Annotated in this window: 22 protein-coding genes; 18 read left to right on the top strand and 4 right to left on the bottom strand. The window is 65.5% G+C overall.

What is annotated here, in order from left to right; all coding sequences use genetic code 11:
- Window positions 1–11: 11 nt before the first annotated feature.
- Window positions 12–1,103: a regulator gene (locus tag BTHE68_RS08405; RefSeq protein ID WP_162065934.1), complete on the bottom strand. Its 1,092-nt coding sequence runs from the start codon at window positions 1,101–1,103 to the stop codon at window positions 12–14.
- Window positions 1,104–1,338: 235 nt separating this feature from the next.
- Here BTHE68_RS08405 and BTHE68_RS08400 point away from each other — a divergent pair, with 235 nt between their 5' ends.
- The 9 genes from BTHE68_RS08400 to ftsB all read left to right on the top strand — a co-directional run bounded on the left by BTHE68_RS08400 (window position 1,339) and on the right by ftsB (window position 12,486).
- On the top strand, window positions 1,339–2,592 hold the full coding sequence (locus BTHE68_RS08400) for a lipoprotein-releasing ABC transporter permease subunit (RefSeq protein WP_162065933.1): 1,254 nt from the start codon (window positions 1,339–1,341) through the stop codon (window positions 2,590–2,592).
- Window positions 2,585–3,298 carry a lipoprotein-releasing ABC transporter ATP-binding protein LolD gene (lolD, locus tag BTHE68_RS08395; RefSeq protein WP_061177282.1) on the top strand — a complete coding sequence of 238 codons (714 nt, stop codon included), beginning with the start codon at window positions 2,585–2,587 and terminating at the stop codon, window positions 3,296–3,298. Before BTHE68_RS08400 ends, lolD begins: the two co-directional genes overlap by 8 nt.
- 22 nt (window positions 3,299–3,320) lie before the next feature.
- Complete coding sequence (locus BTHE68_RS08390) at window positions 3,321–4,109, top strand: TatD family hydrolase (RefSeq protein WP_162065932.1); 789 nt, start codon at window positions 3,321–3,323, stop codon at window positions 4,107–4,109.
- A 64-nt stretch (window positions 4,110–4,173) separates the two neighbouring features.
- Entirely contained in the window at window positions 4,174–6,657 is a 2,484-nt protein-coding gene (locus BTHE68_RS08385; protein ID WP_162065931.1) for a ComEC/Rec2 family competence protein, read from the top strand.
- Window positions 6,658–6,673: 16 nt separating this feature from the next.
- A complete protein-coding gene (locus BTHE68_RS08380) occupies window positions 6,674–7,504 on the top strand; it encodes an alpha/beta fold hydrolase (RefSeq protein WP_162065930.1) in 831 nt (276 codons plus the stop codon).
- A 183-nt stretch (window positions 7,505–7,687) separates the two neighbouring features.
- Complete coding sequence (gene pyrG / locus BTHE68_RS08375) at window positions 7,688–9,382, top strand: CTP synthase (RefSeq protein WP_162065929.1); 1,695 nt, start codon at window positions 7,688–7,690, stop codon at window positions 9,380–9,382.
- Complete coding sequence (gene kdsA / locus BTHE68_RS08370; protein WP_162065928.1) at window positions 9,379–10,233, top strand: 3-deoxy-8-phosphooctulonate synthase; 855 nt, start codon at window positions 9,379–9,381, stop codon at window positions 10,231–10,233. The genes pyrG and kdsA overlap by 4 nt, the downstream gene beginning before the upstream one ends.
- A gap of 390 nt (window positions 10,234–10,623) precedes the next feature.
- On the top strand, window positions 10,624–11,907 hold the full coding sequence (gene eno, locus BTHE68_RS08365; RefSeq protein ID WP_162065927.1) for a phosphopyruvate hydratase: 1,284 nt from the start codon (window positions 10,624–10,626) through the stop codon (window positions 11,905–11,907).
- Between the two features lie 114 nt (window positions 11,908–12,021).
- Window positions 12,022–12,486, top strand: a complete 465-nt coding sequence (ftsB, locus tag BTHE68_RS08360) for a cell division protein FtsB (protein ID WP_061177275.1) — start codon at window positions 12,022–12,024, stop codon at window positions 12,484–12,486.
- Window positions 12,487–12,555: 69 nt separating this feature from the next.
- Here the strand turns inward: ftsB and BTHE68_RS08355 are convergent, their stop codons facing one another.
- The 3 genes from BTHE68_RS08355 to BTHE68_RS08345 all read right to left on the bottom strand — a co-directional run bounded on the left by BTHE68_RS08355 (window position 12,556) and on the right by BTHE68_RS08345 (window position 14,599).
- Window positions 12,556–12,906, bottom strand: a complete 351-nt coding sequence (locus BTHE68_RS08355) for a hypothetical protein (RefSeq protein ID WP_162065926.1) — start codon at window positions 12,904–12,906, stop codon at window positions 12,556–12,558.
- Between the two features lie 163 nt (window positions 12,907–13,069).
- The gene (hslO, locus tag BTHE68_RS08350) at window positions 13,070–14,020 is read right to left on the bottom strand and encodes an Hsp33 family molecular chaperone HslO (protein WP_162065925.1); all 951 of its coding nucleotides are present in this window, start codon (window positions 14,018–14,020) and stop codon (window positions 13,070–13,072) included.
- Between the two features lie 54 nt (window positions 14,021–14,074).
- Complete coding sequence (locus tag BTHE68_RS08345) at window positions 14,075–14,599, bottom strand: gamma carbonic anhydrase family protein (protein ID WP_162065924.1); 525 nt, start codon at window positions 14,597–14,599, stop codon at window positions 14,075–14,077.
- A gap of 205 nt (window positions 14,600–14,804) precedes the next feature.
- Here BTHE68_RS08345 and BTHE68_RS08340 point away from each other — a divergent pair, with 205 nt between their 5' ends.
- From BTHE68_RS08340 to bamC, 9 genes are all read left to right on the top strand, one after another.
- Entirely contained in the window at window positions 14,805–15,644 is an 840-nt protein-coding gene (locus BTHE68_RS08340; RefSeq protein WP_162065923.1) for a ferritin-like domain-containing protein, read from the top strand.
- A gap of 58 nt (window positions 15,645–15,702) precedes the next feature.
- On the top strand, window positions 15,703–16,587 hold the full coding sequence (locus BTHE68_RS08335; protein WP_162065922.1) for an alpha/beta fold hydrolase: 885 nt from the start codon (window positions 15,703–15,705) through the stop codon (window positions 16,585–16,587).
- A gap of 82 nt (window positions 16,588–16,669) precedes the next feature.
- On the top strand, window positions 16,670–17,500 hold the full coding sequence (locus BTHE68_RS08330) for a 3',5'-nucleoside bisphosphate phosphatase (protein ID WP_162066833.1): 831 nt from the start codon (window positions 16,670–16,672) through the stop codon (window positions 17,498–17,500).
- Between the two features lie 149 nt (window positions 17,501–17,649).
- Window positions 17,650–18,279, top strand: a complete 630-nt coding sequence (locus tag BTHE68_RS08325; RefSeq protein WP_162065921.1) for an L-threonylcarbamoyladenylate synthase — start codon at window positions 17,650–17,652, stop codon at window positions 18,277–18,279.
- Between the two features lie 145 nt (window positions 18,280–18,424).
- The gene (locus tag BTHE68_RS08320) at window positions 18,425–19,090 is read left to right on the top strand and encodes a site-2 protease family protein (RefSeq protein ID WP_061177269.1); all 666 of its coding nucleotides are present in this window, start codon (window positions 18,425–18,427) and stop codon (window positions 19,088–19,090) included.
- A 4-nt stretch (window positions 19,091–19,094) separates the two neighbouring features.
- Window positions 19,095–20,297: a tryptophan--tRNA ligase gene (locus tag BTHE68_RS08315; protein WP_162065920.1), complete on the top strand. Its 1,203-nt coding sequence runs from the start codon at window positions 19,095–19,097 to the stop codon at window positions 20,295–20,297.
- The gene (locus BTHE68_RS08310; protein ID WP_162065919.1) at window positions 20,297–20,881 is read left to right on the top strand and encodes a class I SAM-dependent methyltransferase; all 585 of its coding nucleotides are present in this window, start codon (window positions 20,297–20,299) and stop codon (window positions 20,879–20,881) included. The genes BTHE68_RS08315 and BTHE68_RS08310 overlap by 1 nt, the downstream gene beginning before the upstream one ends.
- Window positions 20,882–20,944: 63 nt before the next feature.
- Window positions 20,945–21,850, top strand: coding sequence for a 4-hydroxy-tetrahydrodipicolinate synthase (gene dapA, locus BTHE68_RS08305; RefSeq protein WP_162065918.1), 906 nt, complete (start codon window positions 20,945–20,947; stop codon window positions 21,848–21,850).
- A 184-nt stretch (window positions 21,851–22,034) separates the two neighbouring features.
- Window positions 22,035–23,177: an NlpB/DapX family lipoprotein gene (gene bamC / locus BTHE68_RS08300; protein WP_162065917.1), complete on the top strand. Its 1,143-nt coding sequence runs from the start codon at window positions 22,035–22,037 to the stop codon at window positions 23,175–23,177.
- Window positions 23,178–23,184 lie beyond the last annotated feature (7 nt).

Below are 23,184 nucleotides of genomic sequence, written 5' to 3'. Positions count from 1 at the left end.
CAGGAAGTACCTTATTCGATGAAGAGCGCCGCGATCGGACGGCGCCGCCAGAACTTGCGCAGATCCGCGCGCGTGGCCGAGAGCGTGACCGAGCCGGTGTCGCCGCAGAGCGTGAGGCTCAGGCGGCCGAGCGCGCCATCGGTGAGCGCGCGCAACGCGGGGGCGAACCACGCGCTTTCGAGTTCCTTGAGCGACGCGTTCCAGCGTGCCCAGTCCAGTTCGATGAACGGCGCGGAGAAGGGATTCAGCTCGACGAGCGTCGCGCCTTCGCCGCTGTCCGGCAGCGATGCGAACGATTCCGGCGGCATCGACGGTTTCACGCCCGCCGCGAGCGCAAGACCGCGCGTCGCGGCGGCGTCCGACATCACGCGCGCAAACGGGCTTTGCACGGGCCGCAGCGCGCCTTGTCCGTGCAGCCAGATCGAATTGATCGCGGGCAGCCCGCGCGATTCGCGCTCGAGGTTCAGCGGATGCTCGAACCACGCCATCTGCACTTCGTTCTGCAGCTTCATCCACGCGCGCGAGCGTTCGCCGGTGCGGGCCTCGTGCGGCAGCCAGATTTCGATGTTGCGGCCCGTCGCGCGCAGCGGCGATGCGCCCGCGAGCGCGCCCAGCGCGTCGCCGGATACGTACCAGCGCAGCGGCGTCGGCGCTTGCAGCGTCACGCCGAGGTCTTCGATCACCGGCCGCGCGGTCTGCAGCAGCGCGCGCGCTTCCTCGGTATGCACGCCGAGCGTGTCGGGGTCGATCAGCACCAGATGATCGTGCGCGATCCGCACGTGCACCGGCTCGATGCATGCCCACAGCGCATCGCCGGGCGCGCCGCCATCGGCGAGCAGCATGAAGGGCGCGAGCGGGGCGTCGTCGGCGTAACGCTGGTCGGTGGGCGTCACGGCGTTGAAGCGCCGCGCGATCCAGCGTTCGTGCGGCAGCGTGCGCTGAAAATCCTCGCCGACGATGCGCTCTTCGAGCGTGGCGCGGGCGAGCAGCTTGTCGAGCGCCGCGCTCTCCAGTCCGTGCAGGGCGGTGGCGGCGTCCGCGGCCGAGGGCAGGGCGAACGGCAACAGGAGATGGAGATGTTGAACGGGCATGATGCTCGGCATTGTAGGGCAAAGCGGATAGCGCGACGGGGCGCGCCAGACCGGTTTTGCCTCGCGATCGACGCGTGCTCGTGCGACGCTTTCCTCATATATGGCAAACTTTCGCAAATTTCGCGCTTGGCCGTGGTCGTCAACGCGCTTCGCCGCAGGCGGCACGCATCCGCGAAGACCGCCGCCGCGTATTCATACGATGCACCCGGGGCACAACAACGCTGAACCAGCAGCAGAAAGGAATCGCTTGAAACTTCCGTACGAATGGCAGATAGGCTGGCGCTACACGCGCGCCAGCAAACGCACCACAGGCAACGGCTTCATCTCCTTCATCGCGCTCGTGTCGATGGCGGGCATCGCGCTCGGCGTCGCCGCGCTGATCGTCGTGCTGTCGGTCATGAACGGCTTCCAGAAGGAAGTGCGCGACCGGATGCTGTCGGTTCTCGCGCACGTCGAAATCTTCTCGCCCACCGGCTCCATGCCCAACTGGCAACTGACGGCGCAGGAAGCGCGCCGCAATCCGGAAGTGACCGGCGCCGCGCCCTACGTCGAAGCGCAGGCGCTGCTCACGCGCCAGGGCGCGGTGAGCGGCGTCGCACTGCGCGGCGTGGAGCCTTCGCTGGAGCCGGAAGTGTCGGATATCGGCAAGGAAATGCGCGCGGGCAAGCTCACGGATCTCAGGCCGGGCGAATTCGGCATCGTGCTGGGCAAGGATCTGGCGGCCAATCTCGGCGTGATGAACGGCGACAAGATCACCCTCGTCGCGCCCGAAGGCACCATCACGCCGGCGGGGATGATGCCGCGTCTCAAGCAGTTCACCGTGGTCGGCATCTTCGAATCCGGGCACTACGAATACGATTCGACGCTCGCGCTCATTTCGATCCGCGACGCCGAAGCGCTCTTCCGCCTGCCCGCACCGACCGGCGTGCGGCTGCGCCTGAAAGACATGCAGCGCGCGCCCGAAGTCGCGCGGCAGCTGGCGCGCACGCTCTCGGGCGATCTCTATATCCGCGACTGGACGCAGCAGAACAAGACCTGGTTCTCCGCCGTGCAGATCGAAAAGCGCATGATGTTCATCATCCTCACGCTGATCATCGCGGTCGCGGCGTTCAATCTCGTGTCCTCGCTCGTCATGACCGTCACCGACAAGCAGGCCGATATCGCGATCCTGCGCACGCTCGGCGCGCAGCCCGGCTCGATCATGAAGATCTTCGTCGTGCAGGGCGTGACGATCGGGTTCATCGGCACCGCGCTCGGCGTGTCGCTCGGCTGTCTCATCGCGTGGAGCATTCCGTGGCTCGTGCCGATGATCGAGCATCTGTTCAACGTGCAGTTCCTGCCGTCTTCGGTGTATTTCATCAGCGAACTGCCGTCGGAGCTGGTGCCGGGCGATGTCGCCAAGATCGGCATCATCGCGTTCGTGTTGTCGTCGCTCGCGACGCTCTATCCGAGCTGGCGCGGCGCGAAGGTTCGTCCGGCGGAGGCGCTGCGCTATGAGTGATCTGATTCCGGCCAACAATCTGGTGCTGCAGGCGTCCGCGATCTCGAAGACGTTCGTGCAGGGCGGCTTCAACGTGCAGGTGCTCGACAACGCGCAACTCGATGTCTATCGCGGCGAAAAGCTCGCGATCGTCGGCGCTTCGGGTTCGGGCAAGAGCACGCTGCTGCATGTGCTCGGCGGCCTCGACGAGCCGAGTGCGGGCAAGGTTTCGCTGCTCGGCAAGCCGTTCACGCAGCTGAAGGAGAAGGAGCGCAACGAGCTGCGCAATCGCGCGCTCGGCTTCGTGTATCAGTTTCATCATCTGCTGCCGGAATTCACGGCGCTGGACAATGTCGCGATGCCGTTGCGTATCCGCCGCATGTCGGAAGAGGCGTCGCGCAAGGAAGCGCAGGAAATGCTGGAGCGCGTGGGCATCGGGCATCGCGCGAAGCATCGGCCGGGCGAACTGTCGGGCGGCGAGCGGCAGCGCGTGGCGATCGCGCGCGCGCTGGTCACGCGCCCCGCGTGCGTGCTCGCCGACGAACCGACCGGCAATCTCGACGGCGGCACGGCAGACACCGTATTCAATCTGATGCTGGAGTTGTCGCAGACGCTCGAGACGAGCTTCGTGATCGTTACGCACGATCCCGATCTCGCCGCGCGCTGCGACCGCATCATGCGCCTGCGCGACGGCGTGCTGCACGAAGAGCCGTCCGTGCCGGTATAACGCGTTCCGCGCGGGAGACGCCATGTGGATCGATACGCACTGTCATCTCGACGCCGGCGAGTTCGATGCGGACCGCGACGCCGTGGCCGTTGCGGCGCTGAACGCGGGCGTGACGCGCATCGTGATTCCGGGCGTCGATCGCGGCAATATCGCGACGGTACGTGCGCTCGCGCATCGCATCGCGGGCGGCGCGTACGCGCTCGGCATTCATCCGCTGTTCACGCCCGGCGCGCATGAAGACGATCTGCGCGTGCTGCGCGACGAGATCGAAGCGAGTCTGGACGATCCGCGCTTCGTCGGCATCGGCGAAATCGGGCTGGATTACTTCGTGCCGACCCTCGACGATGCCCGCCAGCAGTTCTTCTACAACGAACAGCTCAAGCTGGCGCGCGAGTTCGATCTGCCCGTGATCTGCCATGTGCGCAAGTCGCAGGACAAGGTGCTGAAGGGGCTGCGCGTGCATGACATTCATTGCGGCATCGCGCACGCGTTCAACGGCAGCTTTCAGCAGGCCGAAGCGTTCATCGCGCAGGGCATGCGTCTCGGCTTCGGCGGCAATCTCACGTTCGAGCGCGCGCTGCAGATTCGCCGGCTCGCCGCCGATCTGCCGCTCGACGCGATCGTGCTCGAAACCGATGCGCCGGATATCGCGCCCTCCTGGCGCTACAAGCAGCGCAATACGCCCGATCAGGTCGCGCGCATCGCGCAGGTGCTCGCGCAGTTGCGCGGCATCGACGAAAGCACGCTTTCCCTAGGCACAATGGCTAACGCTCACGCCGCGCTCCCACGGCTCGCGCTCGCCTCTTCATAATCGTTTCGATCGACGTTCGTCTCTCTGAGCGAGCGTCTGCGGCAACGAAAACGAAGAGGAAGATGTGCGGGCGATTCTGCTGGGATTTGCGTGTGGCGTCTGGTGGTTGCAGCAGCAGGCTCGCTTGCCGGATGGTTTTGCGTGGTTCGCGTGTTGCGCGTTGTTCGGCGGTGCGATAACGCTCGGTCTGCTCAGGCCGCGCCTGCGCGTTGCCAGCTTTGCCGTCGCGGCTTGCGTGCTGGGCTTCGCGTTTGCCGCGGTGCGCGCCGATATCCGGCTGCGCGAACGCTTGCCGGTCGAATACGAACAGCGCGACATCGAATTGACGGGCTTCGTGCGCGGGCTTCCCGAGCAACGGGAGGACGGCACACGCTTTCTCTTCGAAGTCGAGGCGAACGGCGCCGGTTTGCAAGGCTTTCCGCGCCTCGTGCGTTTGTCGTGGCTATCTGAGAATCGCACGAAACTCCATGCTGGCGAGCGCTGGACGCTGAGCGCGCGTCTGAAGCGTGCGCACGCCAACGCGAACTTCGGCCTGCGCGATGCCGAAGTGTCCTTGCTCGAACGCGGCATTCGCGCGACGGGCTATGTCTCGGCCGCGCGCGTCCCACAGCGCCTCAATCCCGATGCAACAGGCCCGCGTCTGACGATCGATCGCCTGCGTGCACGCGCGCGCGAGCGGATCGAAACCGTGCTCGGACGTGCGCCGCATCGCGGGATCATCGTCGCGCTCGCGGTGGGCGCGCAGGACGCCGTCAGCGATGCCGACTGGGCCGTCATGCGCGCGACCGGCACGAGTCATCTCGTCGCGATATCGGGATTGCATATCGGCTTCGTCGCGGGGCTGGCGGCGTTGATCGCCGGCTTCGTCTGGAAGCGCGTGAGGTGGCGGGGCGTGCCCGCGCCGTTGATCGTCGCCGCGCCCAAGGTGGCGGCGGTCGGTGCGGCGCTGTTCGCCGCGTGTTACGCCGCGCTCGCCGGATTCAACGTGCCCGCGCAACGCACGCTCGGCATGCTGCTGATCGTCGCGATTGCGTTTCTGTGCGGGCGGCGACCGCCGTCGTCGCTCGTGTTGCTGTGGGCGCTCGCGTTCGTGCTGATCGCCGATCCGTGGGCGGTGACGTCGCCCGGGTTCTGGCTGTCGTTCTGCGCGGTGGCGGCAATCCTGCACGCGATCGCGGCGGCGGGACGGGTCGAGTCGCGCGCGCAGCCGGACGACCACGACGACGTCGAACAATGGGATCGCGTCGATCCGGGCGAGGTCGGGCAGCGTCCCGAGCCGGCGGTGAGGCGCCGGAAAGTCGCGATCGTGGCGCGCTTGGGCGCTCGCGTGCGGCGACACATCGCATCGGGCGTGCGGGTGCAATACGCGGTGACGATCGCGCTCGCGCCGCTCACGGCTTACTGGTTCTCGCAGATTCCGCTCGTCGGTCCGATCGCGAATGCGTTCGCGATTCCGTGGATCAGCGTGCTCGTGACACCGGCGACGCTTGCGGGGCTCATCCTGCCCGCACCGCTCGACGCGCCGCTGCTCCACGCCGCGCATGCCGCGCTGTCGGTGCTCTGCGACCTGCTCGCGCGTCTCGCCGATGCCGTGTCGTCGCCGCTCTGGTATCTGCCGCAGCCCGACGCCTTCGCGCTGGCAGCAGCGTGCGCCGGCGTCGCGTGGGCGCTCGCGCCGCGCGGCTGGCCGTTGCGCTTCGCCGCGCCGTTGACGTGGCTGCCGCTCGTCGCGAGCGTGCCGCATCCGGCGGCGCACGGCGCGTTTCGCGTCACCGCGCTCGACATCGGCCAGGGCTCGGCGCTGATCGTCGAAACGGCGCGGCACGCCTTGCTGTTCGACGCCGGTCCCGGTCCCGAATCGACGCACGCGGGCGAGCGCATCGTGGTGCCGTATCTGCGGGCGGCGGGCGTGCGCGCGCTCGATGCGCTCGTCATCAGCCATTCCGATTCGGATCACGCGGGCGGCGCGCCCGCGGTGTTGCAGTCGATCGCCGTGCGCCAGTTGCTCGCGTCGCTGCCCGCGAACGACGCGCTGTGGCCCGGCGCGCGCTCACGCGGCGCGCCGGTTTTGCGCTGCGCCGCCGGGCAGCGCTGGACCTGGGACGGCGTCGAGTTCCGCATGCTGTGGCCCGAGCCGGGGCCGCTTTCGGGCAAGCCGAACCATCAGTCGTGCGTGCTGAAGGTGACGAGCGCGGCGGGGCGCGCGGCGCTGTTCGCGGCGGATATCGAAGCGGATGTCGAACGCACGCTGATCGCGCGCGACGCCGCCGCGTTGCGCGCGGATGTGCTGATCGTGCCGCATCACGGCAGCCGCACTTCGTCGACCGAGCCTTTCCTCGATTCCGTCGGGCCGCTCGCGGCGATATTTCAGGTAGGCTATCGCAACCGCTTTCACCATCCGCACCCGAGCGTGTACGCGCGCTACGGGCTGCGCGAGATCGCGCTCTCGCGCAGCGATGACGACGGCGCCGCGCGCATCGAGATCGGCCCGGAAATCGTGCTCGAGCGCTTCAGGCAAACGCACGCGCGCTACTGGATGGCGCGCTAGAAAAATAGAGACACGCTTGAAAGACATCATCCATTTCTCGCACGCGAACGGTTTTCCGGCGTCGACGTATCGCACGATTTTTGCCGAACTTTCCGACGATTACGAGATTCGCAGCATCGAGCGCATCGGTCACGACGCGCGTTTTCCGGTCACGCGCGACTGGCCGTATCTCGTCGATCAGCTCATCGACGACATGAGCCGCTTTCGCCGCAAGGTAGACGAAGCTGACGAAGCGCATCCGAAAGTGTGGCTGGTCGGGCATTCGCTCGGCGGCTATTTATCGCTGATGGCGGCGTTGAAGCGCCCGCAGTGGGTGAAAGGCGTCGTGATGCTCGATTCGCCGGTGATCGCTGGCTGGAAGAGCGGGCTGTTGCGCGTCACGCAATGGACCGGGCTCGACGAGCGTCTCTCGCCCGCCGCCGCGACGAAAAAGCGCCGCACACAGTGGGCAAGCCGCGACGAGGCCTGGCGGCATTTTCTGGCGAAGCCCGCGTTCGCGCGCTGGGACGAGCGCATGCTGTCCGACTATATCGACTTCGGCATTCCGCCGGCGCATGCGAGCGGCACGCGCGCGCTCGCGTTCGATCGTCACGTCGAATATCTGATCTACCGCACGCTGCCGCACACGCTCGGCGCGCGGCTCGCGCACGGCGCGCCGGTGCCGGTCGGCTTCATCGCGGGGACGCGCTCGCGCGAGGTGCGGCAGGTGGGCCTGGGCATGACGCGGCGCATCGCCGGCGAGCATTTCGAATGGATGGACGGCAGCCATCTCTTTCCGATGGAGCGCCCGATCGACACCGCGCGCGCCGTGCAGCGCCTGCTGGAGGCGATGCGGCCATCGACGTGACGCGGTGCGCAAAAAAGCGCGGGCGGGGTGCAGGCGCACGCGGGGGACTTGACGCGCGCGCGGCGAAATGATCCGCGCGAATCGCTTCGAAAAGCGCGCATTTGCAGGCAATTTCTGGCTCGCGCGCGCTTCGTGGGAACCTGCCTTTACGGTATAATCCGTTTTTCCCGCGAGCATCTAGCGATGACCAAATATGTATTCGTCACCGGCGGCGTAGTTTCGTCCCTTGGCAAGGGTATTGCCGCCGCCTCCCTCGCCGCGATCCTCGAATCGCGCGGTCTGAAAGTCACCCTCCTCAAGCTCGATCCCTACATCAACGTCGACCCCGGCACGATGAGCCCGTTCCAGCACGGGGAAGTGTTCGTGACGGAAGACGGCGCGGAGACCGACCTCGACCTCGGCCACTACGAGCGCTTCATCAGCACGAAGATGCGCAAGGCCAACAACTTCACGACCGGCCAGATTTACGAATCGGTGATCCGCAAGGAACGCCGGGGCGAATATCTCGGCAAGACGGTGCAGGTCATTCCGCACATCACCAACGAAATCCAGGCGTTCGTCGAGCGCGGCGCCGCTGCGGCGACGTGCGGCCAGCCGGACGTGGCGATCGTGGAAGTCGGCGGCACGGTGGGTGACATCGAATCGCTGCCGTTCCTCGAAGCCGCGCGTCAGATGAGCCTGCGCATGGGCCGCAACAGCGCGTGTTTCGTGCACCTGACGCTGGTGCCGTTCATCGCGACGGCGGGCGAGCTGAAGACCAAGCCCACGCAGCACAGCGTGCAGAAGCTGCGCGAAATCGGTATCTATCCGAACGTGCTGCTGTGCCGCGCGGACCGCCCGATTCCGGACGACGAGCGCGCCAAGATCTCGATGTTCTCGAATGTGCCTGAAGACGCCGTGATCTCGGTGTGGGACGCGGACAGCATCTACAAGATTCCGCAGATGCTCAACGACCAGCACCTCGACGACATCATCTGCGAAGCGCTGAAGCTCTCGCCGCCGCCGGCCGATCTGACGATGTGGGCGAACCTCGTCGAGAAGCTCGAGAATCCGAAGAACGAAGTGACCATCGGCATGGTCGGCAAGTATGTCGAGCTCACGGAGTCGTACAAGTCGCTGATCGAGGCGCTGCGTCACGCGGCCATCCATACGTCGACCAAGGTCAACATCGAGTACATCGATTCCGAGCAGATCGACGCCGAAGGCACCGATGCACTGAAGCATCTCGACGCCGTGCTCGTTCCGGGCGGTTTCGGCCGTCGCGGCACGGAAGGCAAGATCAAGGCGATCCGTTACGCGCGTGAATCGAAGACGCCGTATCTCGGCATCTGCCTCGGCATGCAGCTCGCGGTGATCGAATTCGCGCGCGACGTCGCCGGACTCGCCGACGCGAACAGCACCGAGTTCGATCAGGACACGACCAACCCGGTCGTCGCGCTCATCACCGAGTGGTACGACCGCGCGGGCCGCATCGAAAAGCGCAGCGAAGAGTCCGATCTCGGCGGCACGATGCGCCTCGGCTCGCAGAAGTGCCCGATCAAGCCCGGCACGATGGCCGAACGCATCTACGGCACCGATGTGAACGAGCGTCATCGTCACCGTTATGAAGTCAATAACCGATTCGTGCCCCAGCTCGAGGCGGGCGGGCTTATCATCAGCGCCCGTACCCCGAGCGAGGATCTGCCCGAAATGATGGAGTTGCCGCAGTCGCTGCACCCGTGGTTCGTCGGCGTGCAGTTCCACCCCGAATTCACCTCGACGCCGCGTGACGGGCATCCGCTCTTCAAGGCGTTCGTCGAAGCGGCGCGCTCGCACGCCCTGGCTGGCGACGCAAAAGCGCCGGCGCGGGCCGCGGCCACCGCGGGAGCGCAAGCATGAAGCTGTGCCACTTCGAAGCCGGGCTCGACCAGCCGTTCTTTCTGATCGCGGGAACGTGCGTTGTCGAGTCGCTGCAAATGACGATCGACGTCGCCGGTCGTCTCAAGGAAATGACCGAGAAGCTCGGCGTGCCGTTCATCTACAAGTCGTCCTACGACAAGGCCAACCGTAGCTCTGGCAAGTCGTTTCGCGGCCTCGGCATGGACGAAGGCCTGCGCATTCTGGGCGAAGTGAAGAAGCAACTCGGCGTGCCGGTGCTCACCGACGTCCACGCCGAACATGAAATCGAAGCGGTCGCATCGGTCGTGGACGTGCTGCAGACGCCCGCGTTCCTGTGCCGCCAGACCGACTTCATCCACGCGTGCGCGCGTTCGGGCAAGCCCGTCAACATCAAGAAGGGTCAGTTCCTCGCGCCGCACGACATGAAGAACGTGATCGACAAGGCGCGCGATGCGGCGCGTGAAGCGGGTCTGTCGGAAGACCGCTTCATGGCGTGCGAGCGCGGCGTGTCGTTCGGCTATAACAACCTCGTGTCCGACATGCGCTCGCTCGCGATCATGCGCGAAACCCGCGCGCCGGTCGTGTTCGATGCGACGCACTCGGTGCAGTTGCCGGGCGGGCAGGGCACAAGTTCGGGCGGCCAGCGCGAATTCGTGCCGGTGCTCGCGCGCGCGGCGGTCGCGACGGGCGTCGCCGGTCTTTTCATGGAGACGCATCCGGACCCGGCCTGCGCGAAGTCGGACGGCCCGAACGCGGTGCCGCTGCAGCACATGGAAGCGCTGCTGGCGACGCTCATCACCATCGATCGCGCGGTCAAGAGCGGCCCGTTCCTCGAGAACGATTTCAACTGAGCGGTTGCTGCAACAGGCAGTACGGCACGGGCGGCGCATCATCGCCGCCCGCGTCGCGAGAGAATAGGTCACCTGGAGTGATCAGAGCAACGGAGGAGCGCGCAGCACATCAGGGCGATATCCGCGCCGGCCGGCGGATCCAGCGCCCGCTCCCCACCGAAGCGATACGGATCGGCCTCGATTCGCGATGCGGCGGCGTCACGCGCGCCGCGCCCGGTCGCAGTGCCGATCCCGGTACGACCGCTCGATAGCGCCGGAACTGAACCCGGCGGTCATCGAAAAGGTCTGAGCGAGGCCAGTGAAGCGCTTACAGGCGTGTATCGAAGTGTAAAAGCACGCCGCGCGCTTCGTTGTGACTGACAGAATTCATCGTCATTTCTTGAGGAAATCATGAGTGCTATCGTAGATATCATCGGCCGCGAGATTCTCGATTCGCGAGGCAATCCGACCGTCGAATGCGACGTGTTGCTCGAATCGGGCACGATGGGCCGCGCGGCGGTGCCGTCGGGCGCGTCCACGGGTTCGCGCGAAGCCATCGAACTGCGCGATGACGAAGCCGGCCGCTACAACGGCAAGGGCGTGCTGAAGGCCGTCGAACACATCAACACCGAGATTTCCGAAGCCATCATGGGCCTCGACGCCTCGGAACAGGCTTTCCTCGACAAGACCCTGCTCGAACTCGACGGCACGGAAAACAAGTCCCGCCTCGGCGCGAACGCGATGCTGGCCGTCTCGATGGCCGTCGCCAAGGCTGCGGCTGAAGAAGCCGGCCTGCCGCTGTACCGCTACTTCGGCGGCTCGGGCGCGATGCAACTGCCGGTCCCGATGATGAACATCGTCAACGGCGGCGCGCATGCGAACAACAGCCTGGATATCCAGGAATTCATGATCGTGCCGGTCAGCCAGCCGACTTTCCGCGAAGCGCTGCGTTGCGGCGCGGAAGTGTTCCACGCGCTCAAGAAGATTCTCGCCGAGCGCGGCATGAGCACGGCGGTGGGCGACGAAGGCGGCTTCGCGCCGAACTTCGGCAGCAACGACGAATGCCTGTCGACGATTCTGCAAGCCATCGAGAAAGCCGGCTATCGCGCCGGTGAAGACGTGCTGCTCGCGCTCGACTGCGCGGCGAGCGAGTTCTATCACGACGGCAAGTACCAGCTGGCCGGCGAAGGCCTGCAACTGTCGTCGGCGGAATTTGCCGACTATCTCGCGACGCTCGCCGACAAGTTCCCGATCGTGTCGATCGAGGACGGCATGCACGAAAGCGACTGGGAAGGCTGGAAAATCCTGACCGAGCGCCTTGGCAAGAAGATCCAGCTCGTCGGCGACGACCTGTTCGTCACGAACACGCGCATCCTGAAGGAAGGCATCGAAAAGGGCATCGCCAACTCGATCCTGATCAAGATCAACCAGATCGGCACGCTGACGGAAACTTTCGCGGCGATCGAAATGGCCAAGCGCGCGGGCTACACGGCCGTGATCTCGCACCGCTCGGGCGAGACGGAAGACTCGACGATCGCGGATATCGCGGTCGGCCTGAACGCCGGCCAGATCAAGACCGGTTCGCTGTCGCGCAGCGATCGTATCTCGAAGTACAACCAGTTGCTGCGCATCGAGGAAGATCTCGGCGATATCGCAAGCTATCCGGGCAAGTCGGCGTTCTACAACTTGCGCTAAAGCTTTCGCCGCTTTGGTCGATAAGGACGCTAAGGCGTCTTTGAAGCGTCATCTTTTGAAGCCCGCCGCCCAACGGTTTCCCGCCGCGGGGCGGCGCTTATTTCGGCTACGTGAATGCGGCTCGTAACTGTCGTTCTGGTTCTGTTGCTGGTGCTGATCCAATACCCGCTCTGGTGGGGGCACGGCGGCTGGCTGCGCGTGCATGAATTGCAGCAGCAGCTCGCGCAGCAGACTGACAAGAACACGAACCTGAGATTGCGCAATGAGCGCGTTCAGGGCGAAGTGCAGGACCTGCAAAGCGGCACCGCGGCTGTGGAAGAGCGCGCGCGCTACGAGATGGGCATGGTGAAGGACAGCGAGGTGTTCGTGCAGTTCGTCTCGCCGAATTCCACCGCGCCCGTCAATTCCGCCAACGTGCCCGGCATGAACGGCTCGACGCGCGGTCAGGTCTCGGCGGCGCCGCTGCGCGTGGTGCCGAATCCGGTTTCGCGTTCGAAGCAGGAGTTGCGCGACCTGGACAAGAAAGCGCAGAAGGAAAAAGCGGCTGAAGCGAAGAAAAAGCAGGGCGCGCCGCAGTAGCGCGATAGCTTTGTTCGGAACAAAAAAATGGCGCGGTCATCGACCGCGCCATTTTTTATTCGGCTTCGCTCACCACCAGGTGCCGACTCCGACGCCTGTGCCCCAGTAAGGCCCGCCCCAGCCGCCGCTGGAATATCCGCCGTAGACCGACACCGGCATGGGCGCAGAGAACTGCGACATGGTCTTGGCGGCATTGCCCGCGGCCGCGGCCTGCTGCGATTCGTTGAGCGCCTGCTTGTCGATGGCGTTGTAGCGCTCCATCTGCTGCTGCGGCGTGAGCGTCTGCTGGACCGCCGGCGGTGTATCGGGCAGGCGGCTATAGATGGGCGAGGGGCCGGGCGGGTCCATCATGCAGCCGGCGACGAGCGCGACGCCGGCGAGGCACGGCAGCAATTTCCAGTTGAGCGTTGCGGTATTCATTTGCGACCTCCAGCGGGTCGGACAACTAAGCAAGACTCCAATCATAGCGCGCGGCAGGCCGGATCGAACACCCGCCGCGGGTGGGCGCGACGACCGCGCGCCGTGCTCCGGCGCCTGCGATGAACACGACACGACGCCCGCTGCACGAGGCTTTGCGGCGCGCTCAGTGCCGTTGGTCCGGCGCCGGACTCACGCCTTGTGAGAGTTCTTTTGCGACAAAAAGTTGCGCGACGTCGACGGCGTCGAAGTCGTAGCGCTGATTGCAGAACTCGCAGTGCACCTCGACGTTGCCGCGCTCCTCGAGCACGCTGTCGACTTCCTCGCGGCCGAGCATCTTCAGCATGCCGCCGACCTTGCCGCGCGAGCACGAGCACTGGAAGCGCGCGGGCGCGGGATCGAAATGCTGCACGTTTTCCTGCCAGAACAGACGCTTGAAGACCGTCTCCGGCTCTTCCTTCAGCAGCTCCGCCGTCGACAGCGTGCTGCCGAGATGGCAGACGCGCTGCCAGGTGTCCGCGTCGTGCTCGCCCGGATGCGGCACGATGCCGCCATCGCCCGGCAGCTTCTGCAGCAGCATGCCGACGGCGCGATCGGTATCGGCGGCGAGCCACAGCCGCGTGTCGAGCTGCTCGGAGTGATGCATGTAGTGCTCGAGCACCTCGGCCATCGACGCAAGCGGGCCGTGCTCGCCCGACAGCGGCACGATGCCCTGATACGGTTGCTGACCCGGCTTTTTGTCGGTGGGATCGAGCGTGATGACGCAGCGGCCGCGCCCGTGGCGGTTCAGGAGGTCGGCGAGCGACATTTCGTTGTCGAGCTCGCTTCCAGCGCCTTCGGCGAGCTTCGCGGTGGCGCGTAACGCAAGGCTCGAATCGCACTGCACGACCAGCATCTTCACCGGGCCGTCGCCGTAGATCTGCATGACGAGCGTGCCGTCGAACTTGAGGTTCGCCGACAGCAGCGCGCACGCGGCCATCATTTCGCCGAGCACGTTGCGCACGGCCGCCGGATAGGCGCGGCGCGCGAGCACTTCCTGCCACGTGTGGCGCAATGAGACGATCTCGCCGCGCACGGGCGCCGCGTTGAACATGAATTTCTGCAACTGGTCGTTCACAACTCTTCCTTGAATGTTGAAGCTCGCCCGTTCTTCCGGGTTTCAGCCGATGTTTCAGCCGATGCGCACGAGCTGCGCCTTGTAATATTCGCGCCGGTCGGCATAACTTGCCGTGGCCGCGCGCATGCGGGCAATATCCGCCTCGCCGATTTCACGCACCGCCTTCGCGGGCGAGCCGAGAATCAGCGTGTCGTCCGGGAACACCTTGCCTTCGGTGACGACGGCGCCCGCGCCAACCAGACAGTTGCGGCCGATTACCGCACCATTCAAGACCACCGCCTGAATGCCGATCAGCGCGCCTTCCTTGATCGTGCAGCCGTGCAGCATCGCCTGATGGCCGACGGTGACATCGTTGCCGATCGTCAGAGGAAAGCCGGGATCGGCATGCAGCACGGCGCCTTCCTGCACGTTGCTGCCGCGCCCGACGACGATCGGTTCGTTATCGCCACGCAGCGCCGCGCCGGGCCAGACGCTCGCGTTTTCCTCGAGCGTCACGCGGCCGATGATGGTCGCGGTGTCCGCGAGAAACACGCTTTCGTGGATGGTCGGGGCGTCGTCGCCGAGTTTGTAGATGGCCACTTTGTCTCCTGGGCTTGATGTCGTGAGGGTAGGGCGCTGGCGGCGCTAAAATGCGCGCCTGCCGGTGCGGCTCGACGGTCATGGCCGTCGTCGTTGCGCCGACTGTTGCGCGATGCGTGGCGTTCGCCGGGATTACCATTTTAGCTGTTTGCTGTAAGCGTCCGCTGCGACCGCGATTTTCGACGCCGTTTTTTGAGATAGTTCGATGCACGACCTCGTGATTTCCTCCGAAGCCGAAACCTGCGCGCGCCGCGCGGCGCTCGCCATCCTGCGCGAGCGCGAGCCTGCGACCAAGGCGGCGCGCGCCCGCGCATTGTTCGACGCGGTGCGCGCCGAGCCATCGCGCATCGATCCCGAAGCCACGCTCGAAGAACCCGCCGATCTGCCCGGACGGCCGGCGCGTCCGGCGCTCGTCGAGCCGTCGTCGCTGAAGCGGCGCAGCATGCAGTCGGATGCGGGGCGCGCCGTGCTGCTGCACGCGCTCGCGCACATCGAGTTCAACGCCATCAATCTCGCGCTCGATGCCGCCTGGCGCTTTTCGTCGATGCCGCGTGATTTTTATCTCGACTGGTTGAAAGTCGCGGCCGAGGAGGCCTATCACTTCTCGCTGTTGAGCGCGCGTCTCGCGGAATTCGGCCACGCTTACGGCGACTTTCCCGCGCATGACGGACTGTGGGAAATGGCGCAGCGCACGCGCGACGACGTACTTGCACGCATGGCGCTCGTGCCTCGCACGCTCGAGGCGCGCGGACTCGACGCATCGCCGCCGATCCGCAAGCGTCTCGCGCAGGCGGGCGATCACGCATCGGCGGCGATTCTCGACGTGATCCTGCGCGATGAGATCGGCCATGTGCTGATCGGCAATCGCTGGTTCCGTTTTCTCTGCGACGGCGCGAATCTCGACCCGCACGCGACCTACGAACGCCTCGCCGCGCAATACCACGCGCCGAAGCTGCGCGGACCGTTCAACTTCGAGGCGCGCCGCGAGGCCGGTTTCGACGAAGCGGAACTGCGCGCGCTCGCCGGCCTCGACGACGCCGGGTAGGGCGCGCGCATCGCCGCTATAATCGAACGATCATCCTTTTTTACATTCGAGGCCACACATGACTGAATCGCGCTCCGAATTCGTCGATGCGCGCGGCGTGCGGCTGCATGTGCGCCACTGGGGCGCGCCCGACGCCCCGATGCTCTTCATGCTGCACGGCTGGATGGACGTATCCGCGTCGTTCCAGTTTGTCGTCGATGCGCTGGCTGGCGGCTGGCAAGTGCTCGCGCCCGACGCGCGCGGCTTCGGATTATCGGACTGGCCGGTCGCGGAGAAAGGCGGCGGCCATTACTACTTTCCGGACTATCTCGCCGATCTCGACGTGCTGCTCGACCAATACGCGCCCGGCGCGCAGGCGAATCTCGTCGGTCACAGCATGGGGGCGAACGTCGCCTTGCTGTACGCGGGCGTGCGGCCCGGGCGCGTGCGGCGCGTGGTCGACCTGGAAGGCTTCGGATTGCCGGCGGCGCGCGCATCGCAGTCGCCGGGGCGCATCGGCCAATGGCTCGACGATCTGCGCGTGCCGCCCGAACTGCGCAGCTACGCGAGCCTCGACGAAGTCGCCGACCGGCTGATCCGCACGAATCCGCGTCTGCCGCGCGCCCGCGCGCGTTTCCTCGCGCAGCACTGGTCGCGCGAGGAAGCCGACGGGCGCTTTCATCTGCTCGCCGATCCGGCCCACAAGTTGCGCGGTCCGACCTTGTACCGGCTGGATGAAGTCAGCGCGGCGTGGGCGCGCGTCACGGCGCCGGTGCTGCACGTCGAGGCGAAGGACTCGCCGACGCTCGCGACCTTCGCGGGCCAGACGCCGGTCGCCGAGTTCAAGACGCGTTTCGCCGTCTTTCCCGACTGGCGTGAGGAAATCGTCGATGGCGCCGGTCACATGATCCATCACGACCAGCCGGAGCGCGTCGCTGCGCTGATCGAATCATTCTGCGCGTGAGCTGCGCGCGGTACGAAGGAACTACATAACTGGCGTGTCATGCCGTTACAGTTAGAATGTGAGTGATATCCAAGAGCCGATGATGAACGCCGATCTGCATTGCCATTCCACCGTTTCCGACGGCCGGTTCGCGCCCGCCGAGGTCGCGGCGCGCGCGCACGCGAACGGCGTGACGCTGTGGTCGCTCACGGATCACGATCAGCTGGGCGGGCAAGAGGAAGCGCGTGAGGCCGCCGAGGCGCTCGGCATGCGCTATCTGCCGGGCGTCGAGATTTCAGTGACGTGGGCGTCGCGCACGGTGCATATCGTCGGCATGAACGTCGATCCGAACAACGAAGCGCTGCTCAAGGGGCTGGAATGCACCCGCGACGGGCGCGCGGCGCGCGGCGTGGCGATCGGCGAGGCGCTCGCGGCGATCGGCATTCCGGATTGCTACAAGAACGCGCTGCGCTTCACCGACGACCCCGACATGATTTCGCGCACCCACTTCGCGCGGTATCTGGTGGAGGCGGGTTACGCGCAGTCCACCTCGGATGTGTTCTCGCGCTATCTCGGCGACGGCAAGCCCGGTTTCGTCGGGCATCGCTGGGCGAAGCTTGCGGACGCCGTGAAATGGATCAAGGATGCGGGGGGCGAGCCGATCATCGCGCATCCGGGTCGCTACGATTACACGCCGGTCGAATTCGCCGCGCTCTTCGACGAGTTCATCCAGCTCGGCGGCCGCGCCATCGAAGTCGTGACGGGCAGCCACACGCCCGATCAATACCGCGAGTATGCGGATGTCGCGCGCCGTTACGGCTTCGAGGCGTCGCGCGGCTCGGACTTCCACGACGCGGGCGAAGGGCGTGTCGATCTCGGCCGGCTTCCGCCGTTGCCCGACGATCTCACGCCCGTCTGGGAGCGCTGGCTGTAGCGCTCCTTCGGCGCGCGTATTTCTTCCTCGCGCGCACGGTCTTTGCATCACCGGTGATTTTCCGCACGCACATCGCGTCGGGCGCGCTCGCGCGTGATCCGCGCCGCGCCCGGCCTTCGCGATAACGATCGAAACAATAAGGCGTCGCCATGTCACAATTTTTTCGCATTCACCCCGACAATCCGCAGCCACGGCTCATCAATCAAGCCGTGCAGATCATCAAGGACGGCGGTCTCGTCGCGTTGCCGACGGATTCGAGCTACGCGCTCGCCTGCCATCTCGACGACAAGGACGCCGTCGAGCGATTGCGGCGCGTTCGCGGTATCGACGACAAGCAACTGCTGTCGCTGCTCGTGCGCGATCTTTCCGAGCTGTCCAATTTCGCGATGGTCGACAACCAGCAGTACCGGCTGATCAAGTCGGTGACGCCGGGGCCTTACGTGTTCGTGCTGCAGGCGACCAAGGAAGTGCCGCGCCGGCTTTCGCACCCGTCGCGCAAGACGATCGGTCTGCGCGTGCCGGATCACGCGATCACGCTTGCGTTGCTGGAGGCGCTCGGCGAGCCGCTGCTCGCCTCGACGCTGATCCTGCCGCCCGACACCGAGCCGCTCAACGACGCCGAGGAAATCCGCGAGCGGCTGGAAAAGCAGGTCGAACTCGTGATCGATGCCGGCGCGTGTCCGGCGGAGCCGTCGACGGTGATCGACCTTTCATCGGGGGAGCCAGTGCTCGTGCGCGCGGGGAGAGGCAGTCTCGAACCGTTCGGGCTCACGGCGTAGTGTCTGTTCACACGCGCGCCGTGCACTGACGCACACGGGCGTAAGCCCCGACTAAGTGTTATCGCACATGATGGGCGAAATAGTGCGCGCCCGGCGCCGTCGCGCGCGTCTGATTCGACTTGCCCGCTTGATACAATACCGCCCCATGGACTCCTCCCTGATACAAACCATCGCGGTCTACGCGCTCCCGGTGATCTTCGCGATCACGCTGCACGAGGCCGCGCATGGCTACGCCGCGCGACTGCTCGGCGACAACACGGCCTACGTGCTGGGCCGCGTTTCCATGAATCCGATGCGCCACATCGATCCGATCGGCACGATCGTGATTCCGATCGTCCTTTACTTCGTGACGAGCGGCGCCTTCATGTTCGGCTACGCGAAGCCCGTGCCGGTGGCCTTCGGCAATCTGCGCAATCCGCGCTGGGGCAGTCTCTGGGTCGCCGCGGCGGGCCCCGGCAGCAACTTCGTGCAGGCGATCGTCTGGGGCGTGATCGCGGTGCTGCTCGCAGCCTTTCATGTCGACGAGCCGTTTTTCACGCGCATGGCGGCGGCGGGCGTCGGCGTGAATCTGGTGCTCGGCGTGCTGAATCTCTTTCCCTTGCCGCCGCTCGACGGCGGCCGCGTCGTCATGGCGCTGTTGCCGGTGCGCGCGTCGATCGCGTTTTCGAAGCTCGAACCTTACGGCTTCTTCATCGTCATGGCGCTCGTCGTGACCGGCGTGCTGACGCGCTTCTGGCTCGGGCCGCTCGTGAATGTCGGCTATACGGCGGTGTCGGCTATTCTGAATCCCCTCGCTTCACTATTCCCATAAGATCATGTTCCCTGACCGTATCTTCTCCGGCATGCGGCCCACCGGGTCGCTGCACCTCGGCCACTACCACGGCGTGCTGAAAAACTGGGTGCGGTTGCAGTCCGAATATCCGTGCTTCTTCGCAGTGGTGGACTGGCACGCGCTCACGACGCACTACGAGACGCCCGAGGTCATCGAGAAAAACGTCTGGGAAGTGCTGATCGACTGGCTGGCATCGGGTATCGATCCGGCGCAGGCGACGCTCTTCATCCAGAGCCGCGTGCCCGAGCACGCCGAGCTCTCGCTGCTGCTCGGCATGGGCACGCCGCTCGGCTGGCTCGAACGCGTGCCGACCTACAAGGAGCAGATCGAGAAGCTGCGCGAGAAGGATCTGTCGACCTACGGCTTTCTCGGCTATCCGGTGCTGATGGCGGCGGACATCCTGTTGTACCGCGCGTCGCTCGTGCCGGTCGGCGAGGATCAGGTGCCGCACGTCGAGATGACGCGCGAGATCGCGCGCCGCTTCAACTATCTGTACGGCAAGGAAGCGGATTTCGAGGAAAAGGCGCTCGATGCGGCTAAGAAACTCGGCGGCAAGCGCGCCAAGCTGTATCACGAGCTGCGCGTCGCCTATCAGCAGGAAGGCGACGACGAAGCCCTCGAACAGGCGCGCGCGATGTTGCAGGAGTCGCAAAGCCTGTCGATGAACGATCGCGAGCGGCTGTTCGGCTATCTCGAAGGAGCGCGCAAGCTCATCCTCGTCGAGCCGCAGGTGCTGCTGACCGAAGCGTCGCGCATGCCGGGCCTCGACGGGCAGAAGATGTCGAAGTCCTACGGCAACACCATCGGCCTGCGCGAGGATGCCGCGACCATCGAGCAGAAGGTCCGCAAGATGCCGACCGACCCGGCGCGCGTGCGCCGCACCGATCCGGGTGATCCGGACAAGTGCCCGGTCTGGCAACTGCATCAGGTCTACACCGACGAAAAGACCCACGAATGGGTGCAGAAGGGCTGCCGCAGCGCGGGCATCGGCTGTCTGGAGTGCAAGCAGCCGGTGATCGAGGGCATCCTGCGCGAGCAGCAGCCCATGCTGGAACGCGCGCAGAAGTACATGGACGATCCGTCGCTGTTGCGCGCGATCGTCGCGGACGGCTGCGACAAGGCGCGCAAGTTCGCCACCGAGACCATGCGCGACGTGCGCGAGGCCATGGGCCTGTCTTACAACTGATGGAAAGCACGCCGAGCCCGTGGGTCGCCCGCTGGGTGCATCTCGCCGCGCCCGGCGGTGCGGTGCTCGATGTCGCGTCGGGTCGCGGGCGGCACGCGCGCTGGCTCGCGGCGCGCGCGTTTGCCGTGCTGGCCGTGGATCGCGACGCCGAGGCGCTGGCGTCGATGTCGTCGATCGCGGGCATCGATACGCTCAGTGCCGATATCGAAGGCGCGCCCTGGCCGCTTCCGGGCGACCGAATGTTCGATGCGGTCGTCGTGACCAACTATCTGCATCGGCCGCTGTTCGGGCACTTGATCGACGCGCTCGCGCCCGGCGGCGTGCTGATCTACGAGACGTTCGCGGCGGGTAACGGCAGTATCGGCAAGCCGTCGAATCCGGCGTTTCTGCTAGAACCGGGCGAACTGCTGGACGCGGTGCGCGCTCGGCTGCGCGTGATCGCCTTCGAAGACGGATTCGTCGACGACCCGCGTCCTGCCTACGTGCAGCGGATTTGCGCGATTCGCGAACCGCAGTCAGCGGAAAACCCGCTCACGATTAGTAACACACCGCCGCGTCCGCCACGTTACGCGCTGACCGGCTAATCCGCTACAATCGCGTAATATCGCTTTTTGCGATTAAATTCACGATTAAATTCATAGAGTTTCATGACAAACGGAACACACGGCGGCATCCAGATCCGCGGCAGCATCCCTGCCATCGTCACACCGATGCACGAGGACGGTAGTCTTGATCTGCCGGCGTTTCGAAAACTGATCGACTGGCACGTCGAGCAAGGGTCGAACGGTCTCGTCGTGGTCGGCACGAGCGGCGAATCGGCCACTCTGTCGGTCGAAGAACATATCCTGATGATCCAGACGGCGGTGGAGCACGCCGCCAAGCGCTTCCCGATCATCGCGGGCGCGGGCGGCAATTCGACGGCCGAGGCCATCGAGCTCTCGAAGCACGCGAAGAAGGTCGGCGCCGACGCCACGCTGCAAGTCGTCCCGTATTACAACAAGCCGACGCAAGAAGGCATGTACCGCCATTTCCGCACCATCGCGGAAGCGGTCGATCTGCCGGTGATCCTGTACAACGTGCCGGGCCGCACCGTCGCCGACATGAGCAACGAGACCATCCTGCGTCTCGCGGACGTGCCGGGCATCATCGGCGTGAAGGAAGCGACGGGCAACATCGATCGCGCGGCGCATCTGATCAAGCACGCGCCGGCGAACTTCGCGATCTTCAGCGGCGACGATCCCACGGCCATCGCGCTGATGCTTTTGGGCGGCCACGGCAACATTTCGGTGACGGCCAACGTCGCGCCGAAGGAAATGAGCCAGCTCTGCCGCGCCGCGATCGAAGGCGATGCGATCACCGCGCGCCGCATCCATCTGAAGCTTCTTTCGCTGCACAAGCAACTCTTCTGCGAATCGAATCCGATTCCGGCCAAATGGGCGCTGCAGGCGCTCGGCCGCATGGAAGGCGGCATCCGCCTGCCGCTCACGCCGCTCGACGCGCGCTATCACGACGTCGTGCGTGATGCGTTGCGCGAGTCCGGGCTGCTCGCCTGATCACCCGTGGCGGCACGGCAAGTCACAAAGAATCGAAAGTCCGCGCCGCCGCAAGTGAACGGAATGAAGCTCACGTTCAGTCATCAACCGCCGCTCATTGGCCTCGACATCTGCGTCGATGATCCGCTCGGCTAGAGCGGCATCGGCGCGAGGCAATGCGTCATCAGCAGCAAAGAAGGACCTCATGAAACGTTCCGCTCTTCTTACTCACGCCAAACGCCTGAGCATGCTGTCGCTCGGCGCCGGCGCGATCTTCGCGCTCGCAGGTTGCGACACGCTCAACGACTGGCTCGCGCCGGATCGCGTCAACTACAAGGCTGCTGAAACCGCACCGTCGCTCAACGTTCCGTCGGATCTGAGCACGGCCGACATCAGCCAGCGCTATGCCGCGCCGCCGAAGATCAACGCGCTGGGCGGCGCCGCGGAACGCGCGGTCACGCCGGCCGGCAACGCGACGCTCGGCGTGCCGAACGCGCAGGATCCGTTCGGCATGCACGTCGAAAGCGATGGCGACCGCCGCTGGCTCGTCGTCGATGGCCGTTCGCCCGATCAGATCTGGGGACCGCTGAAGGAGTTCTGGGAAGAGAACGGCTTCACACTCAAGACCGACGCGCCGCAGACCGGCATCATGGCGACCGACTGGGCGGAGAACCGCGCGAACATTCCGAACGACTGGTTCCGCAATAGCGTGGGCAAGCTGCTCGACTTCGCGTATTCGTCGGGTACGCGCGACATGTTCCGTACGCAGGTCGACCGCGCGTCGGACGGCTCGACGGATATCTCGGTCACGCACAGCGCGATGGAAGAAGTGCTGACGGGGCAGGACAAGACTTCGTCGCGCTGGGAAGCGCGTCCGCGCAATCCGCAGCTCGAAGCCGCGGTGCTCACGAAGCTGATGCAGAAGTTTGGCCTGACCGAAAAGCAGTCGCAGCAGCTGATGGCGCAGGCGCGTCCGTCGGGCGCGAAGGTGGCGGTGGACCAGAGCGCGGGCGGCTCCACGCTCGATCTCGCCGAGCCGTTCGATCGCGCATGGCTGCGCGTGGGCCTCGCGCTCGATCGCACCAACTTCACGGTCGACAATCGCGATCGCGACAAGGGCATTTACTACGTCCATTATTCGGACTCCATGGCGGAGCTGAAGAAGGACGGACTGTTCGGCAAGTTCTTCTCGGGCAATACGCCGAAGCCGACGCGTCAGTTCCTCGTCAACGTGCGGCCGAAGGCGGACGCGGTCACGCAGGTCGGCGTCGTCGATGCGAACGGGCAGCCGGACACCTCGTCCGATGCGCAGCGCATCGTTTCATTGCTGCACGCGCAGTTGAACTAAACGACTT

Origin of the sequence: Burkholderia sp. THE68 (genome assembly GCF_009938265.1) — a bacterium.
GTDB lineage: Bacteria > Pseudomonadota > Gammaproteobacteria > Burkholderiales > Burkholderiaceae > Caballeronia.
This window is presented reverse-complemented; position numbering and strand designations above follow the sequence as displayed.

Coding starts and splice junctions, on each gene's coding strand:
- BTHE68_RS08405 (WP_162065934.1), bottom strand. CDS start 1,103: ATGCCGAGCATCATGCCCGTTCAACATCTCCATCTCCTGTTGCCGTTC.
- lolD (WP_061177282.1), top strand. CDS start 2,585: ATGAGTGATCTGATTCCGGCCAACAATCTGGTGCTGCAGGCGTCCGCG.
- BTHE68_RS08390 (WP_162065932.1), top strand. CDS start 3,321: ATGTGGATCGATACGCACTGTCATCTCGACGCCGGCGAGTTCGATGCG.
- pyrG (WP_162065929.1), top strand. CDS start 7,688: ATGACCAAATATGTATTCGTCACCGGCGGCGTAGTTTCGTCCCTTGGC.
- kdsA (WP_162065928.1), top strand. CDS start 9,379: ATGAAGCTGTGCCACTTCGAAGCCGGGCTCGACCAGCCGTTCTTTCTG.
- eno (WP_162065927.1), top strand. CDS start 10,624: ATGAGTGCTATCGTAGATATCATCGGCCGCGAGATTCTCGATTCGCGA.
- ftsB (WP_061177275.1), top strand. CDS start 12,022: ATGCGGCTCGTAACTGTCGTTCTGGTTCTGTTGCTGGTGCTGATCCAA.
- BTHE68_RS08355 (WP_162065926.1), bottom strand. CDS start 12,906: ATGAATACCGCAACGCTCAACTGGAAATTGCTGCCGTGCCTCGCCGGC.
- BTHE68_RS08340 (WP_162065923.1), top strand. CDS start 14,805: ATGCACGACCTCGTGATTTCCTCCGAAGCCGAAACCTGCGCGCGCCGC.
- BTHE68_RS08335 (WP_162065922.1), top strand. CDS start 15,703: ATGACTGAATCGCGCTCCGAATTCGTCGATGCGCGCGGCGTGCGGCTG.
- BTHE68_RS08330 (WP_162066833.1), top strand. CDS start 16,670: ATGAACGCCGATCTGCATTGCCATTCCACCGTTTCCGACGGCCGGTTC.
- BTHE68_RS08325 (WP_162065921.1), top strand. CDS start 17,650: ATGTCACAATTTTTTCGCATTCACCCCGACAATCCGCAGCCACGGCTC.
- BTHE68_RS08320 (WP_061177269.1), top strand. CDS start 18,425: ATGGACTCCTCCCTGATACAAACCATCGCGGTCTACGCGCTCCCGGTG.
- BTHE68_RS08315 (WP_162065920.1), top strand. CDS start 19,095: ATGTTCCCTGACCGTATCTTCTCCGGCATGCGGCCCACCGGGTCGCTG.
- BTHE68_RS08310 (WP_162065919.1), top strand. CDS start 20,297: ATGGAAAGCACGCCGAGCCCGTGGGTCGCCCGCTGGGTGCATCTCGCC.
- dapA (WP_162065918.1), top strand. CDS start 20,945: ATGACAAACGGAACACACGGCGGCATCCAGATCCGCGGCAGCATCCCT.
- bamC (WP_162065917.1), top strand. CDS start 22,035: ATGAAACGTTCCGCTCTTCTTACTCACGCCAAACGCCTGAGCATGCTG.